The organism is Dialister sp. CAG:357 (genome assembly GCF_000435155.1).
GTDB lineage: Bacteria > Bacillota > Negativicutes > Veillonellales > Dialisteraceae > Dialister > Dialister hominis.
Genome location: NZ_FR896411.1, coordinates 1 through 3,520, shown reverse-complemented (window position 1 = coordinate 3,520; position 3,520 = coordinate 1). Strand labels below are relative to the sequence as shown.

At 47.8% G+C, this 3,520-nt stretch carries 4 protein-coding genes; all 4 read left to right on the top strand.

The window, feature by feature from the left end; genetic code table 11:
* Positions 1-140: 140 nt before the first annotated feature.
* The 4 genes from M3200_RS04070 to M3200_RS04055 all read left to right on the top strand — a co-directional run bounded on the left by M3200_RS04070 (position 141) and on the right by M3200_RS04055 (position 3,138).
* Complete coding sequence (locus M3200_RS04070) at positions 141-974, top strand: formate/nitrite transporter family protein (RefSeq protein ID WP_022382265.1); 834 nt, start codon at positions 141-143, stop codon at positions 972-974.
* 422 nt (positions 975-1,396) lie between these two features.
* Positions 1,397-1,846, top strand: coding sequence for a thioesterase family protein (locus M3200_RS04065; protein ID WP_022382264.1), 450 nt, complete (start codon positions 1,397-1,399; stop codon positions 1,844-1,846).
* 1 nt (position 1,847) lies between these two features.
* The gene (locus tag M3200_RS04060) at positions 1,848-2,000 is read left to right on the top strand and encodes a hypothetical protein (protein ID WP_022382263.1); all 153 of its coding nucleotides are present in this window, start codon (positions 1,848-1,850) and stop codon (positions 1,998-2,000) included.
* Between the two features lie 4 nt (positions 2,001-2,004).
* On the top strand, positions 2,005-3,138 hold the full coding sequence (locus M3200_RS04055; RefSeq protein ID WP_022382262.1) for a sodium ion-translocating decarboxylase subunit beta: 1,134 nt from the start codon (positions 2,005-2,007) through the stop codon (positions 3,136-3,138).
* Positions 3,139-3,520 lie beyond the last annotated feature (382 nt).

Genomic DNA, 3,520 nt, shown 5'->3' with positions numbered 1-3,520 from the left:
AGGAGTACGTTTACACAAGATTATTTAAACACTCCTGAAATCATATCGAAAAAAGTTGTTATGAAATCCCTCTTCTTGGTATAATACTTGGTATAATATATGTATATTAAATAAAGAAAGAACCAGATCGGGGGAAATGTATGACGATACTCAAAGAAGATTTTGATAAAGAATACGAGAAATCGAAGACCAAAGTCACCGTCGAAGAATACGAAAAGCTGTCGTCCAAGCTGCTTTTCGAGATCATCCGTCACGATGGGGTGAAGGAACTCGAGCGCCATTCCGGGCCGCTCTTCTTCTCTGCGCTGGCAGCCGGCATCATGGTCTCCTTCTCCTTTTACTTCCGCGCCGTCCTTGCCATGTACGCAGGCACTGCGCCTTATGCGGATGCCATCAGCGGCATCGGCTACACGACAGGCTTCCTCATCGTGATCCTGGGCCGCCTGCAGCTCTTCACCGAGCACACGATCACGGCCGTCATCCCGCTCTGGGAGCATCCGTCCTGGTACAGGCTCATGCGGATCCTTCGTCTCTGGGCGATCGTCCTCGGTTCGAACATGGTCGGCACCTTCATTGCCGCGCTCTTCATGACCTCGCCGTACTTTGCAGGAAATGAAATATCCACGTCGCTTGGCATCGTCGCCGGCCACGTCATGCACTTCTCGGCAGGGGAGAATATCTTCCGCGGCATTCCGGCCGGCATGCTCATCGCGGCAATCGTCTGGATGCTGCCGATGTCCCGCGGATTTTCCTTCTTCACCATACTAACCTTTACCTACTTCATCGCCATCGGGGGATTTGCGCATGTCGTCGTCGGGTCAGGGGAGGCGGCCTATGCCGTCCTGACAGGCGCTTCTACCGTTTCAGACTACTTCTTCCGCTTCCTCATTCCGACAGGACTTGGAAATATCATAGGCGGTACAGGCATATTTACACTCCTTGTCTCTGCACAGGTCAAATTCGGCCATGAATAAAAGATAAAAATAAACATAAAAGAAAACATAAAAAGGGATGCGTTCAGTGAATACGAACGTGTCCCTTTTATGCGTCCATTAGATAAAAGACGAATTTTAAAAAGTTACAGAATAAATTATTTTGTATAAGACTTATCGAGGAATTTAATTTGCAAACATACATGTTATAAATGAATTTTTGCAAAAATACGATAAAATCGGGTATTGACAAGGTCAAAATTGTAAAAAACATGCAATTTAATTCATGTTTCGTAGTCTATGTTATAGACTACAATGCATAAATTAGGCCTCAAACATGTATTATTCACGATATGATTTATGGGGTATACTCAGGGCGAATTCAAGAGAAACGTTTCTTTTACAAAGCCGGGGAGTGAATCTCCTCAAGGTTGTTACACAGAAAATGTGGAAAGGGAATTACTATGATTAATTTGGAAGATTTCTTAGCCGTTGGCCAGAATGCTATTGCCCGCAGAGTTGTTCAGCAGTCCGACTGCGCTGATAACTACGAAAACGATTTCAAGGGACTTCTTTCTACCCCTCGTCTGATTCACTGGGCACTCGATGCTTCTATCGAAGCTATCGATCCGTACCTTCCAGATGACTATGCATCCATCAGCTTGGGCGTCAGCTTCGTTCATACCGCTCCGACAAGCATCGGCATGACCGTTACCGTACATGCTGCTATCATTGCCATCACTGATCACGACGTAACACTCGACGTCAAAGCATGGGATGAACAGGGCGAAATCGCTCACGGCACACACAGACGTGCCATTGTCCTGAAAGAAGACGTACTGAAGAAAGTTGAAGAAAGAGCACGTCTCCTCATGATCCGTCAGGCAAATGAACAGATAAAGGAGATGAACTAATATGACAATGATTCCAGATACGCTGGAAGGTGCACTCCTTCTCTCCGCTATCGACTTCGTTCTTTCATTCGTATTCATCTCATTTATCGGAGTAATCCTCCACTTCTTCCCGCTTCTGAACAAGCTCGGCGAAGTAAAAGAAAGGAGAGACTAATAACATGGATATGGGTCAGCTTTTAGCAGCTCTCCTCACAGAACTTCTTCATCAGACAGACCTCCTGGGCCTGACTCTTGGAAATCTCATTATGATCACCGCAGGATGCATCCTGCTTTACCTTGGTATTGTAAAGAAGTACGAACCATTCCTTCTGGTCGGCATCGGCTTCTCTTGTATCGTCGTCAACGCTGGCGGTTCTTCCCTGACTAGTCCTGGTGGCCTCTTCTATTTTGCGTATCAGGGCGTAGAACAGCTGATTCTTCCTCCGCTCATTTTCCTGGGCGTAGGCGCAATGACTGACTTTGGTCCTATGATCGCAAACCCGAGCCTTGTTATCCTTGGCGCAGCTGCCCACCTCGGCATCTTCGTTGCCCTGATCGGCGCTAACTGCCTCGGCTTCAACCTTGGCGAAGCTGCTTCCATCGGCATCATCGGCGGCGCAGACGGCCCGATGGCTATCTACACCACCATGAAACTGGCTCCACATCTTCTTCCTCAGATTTCCGTTGCAGCATACTCCTACATGGCACTGATGCCTCTCATCCAGCCGCCAATCATGAAGATGCTCACCAACTCTGACGAAAGAAAGATCATGATGAAACAGCCGCGTTATGTATCCCGTCTTGAAAAGATTGCATTCCCGATCGTTATCGGCGTCATCGTTAACATTTTCCTGCCGCCAGTTGCTCCGCTGATCACCATGCTCATGCTCGGCAACCTGCTTCGTGAATGCCTCGTTGTTACAAAACTGGCTGAAACAGCATCCAACACACTTCTCAACATCGTAACTATGGTTCTGACCGTTGCAATCGGCTCCACGATGGCAGCAGGAACCTTCCTGACCTACAAGACAGTCCTCATCATTTTTCTCGGTCTCGTTGCATTTGCATTCGGCACAGCATCCGGCGTTGTATGCGCTAAGATCATGTGCAAACTCTCCCACGGCAAGATCAACCCGCTCATCGGTTCCGCAGGCATCGCTTCCGTTCCGATCGCAGCTCGTGTATCCCACCTCGTTGGCCAGAGAGAATCCAGGAGCGTATTCCTTCTGATGCACGCTATGGGCCCGAACCTGGCAGGCGTATTTGGTACAGCTATTTCCGGCGGTATCATGCTCGCACTCCTCGGAGGCTGAGTCTAAGGCTGTAAATGCTGGTCTTCCCACCAGCTTGGCATAAAAAAGATGTGAAATCCCGATACCAGATTTCACATCTTTTTTTTATGCCCTAAGGAAATAGTGATGGGGCGATATGGAGGCGCATAAAACAGCTTTTTTCTAACCCCTCCTATGTCCAGCTTTAGCAGAGCACTTCAGTTATAGCTGTCCCGTTAGAGGAAGGAGTATGGCAGGGATGGGATTACATAAGGTTTCAAACAAATAAAAGCGGAGCTTTTTCTTTTATTCCATGCGAAGCTGTCCCCGTTAGGGGAAGGAGTATGGTAGGGATGGGGTTATATAAGGTTTCAAACAAATAAGAGCTGAGGGTACGCGGACAAAAAGTTGGACCAATTGACAG

Bases quoted from the DNA above. Each gene is read 5' to 3' on its own strand.
- M3200_RS04070 (WP_022382265.1), top strand. From the start codon at position 141: ATGACGATACTCAAAGAAGATTTTGATAAAGAATACGAGAAATCGAAG.
- M3200_RS04065 (WP_022382264.1), top strand. From the start codon at position 1,397: ATGATTAATTTGGAAGATTTCTTAGCCGTTGGCCAGAATGCTATTGCC.
- M3200_RS04060 (WP_022382263.1), top strand. From the start codon at position 1,848: ATGACAATGATTCCAGATACGCTGGAAGGTGCACTCCTTCTCTCCGCT.
- M3200_RS04055 (WP_022382262.1), top strand. From the start codon at position 2,005: ATGGATATGGGTCAGCTTTTAGCAGCTCTCCTCACAGAACTTCTTCAT.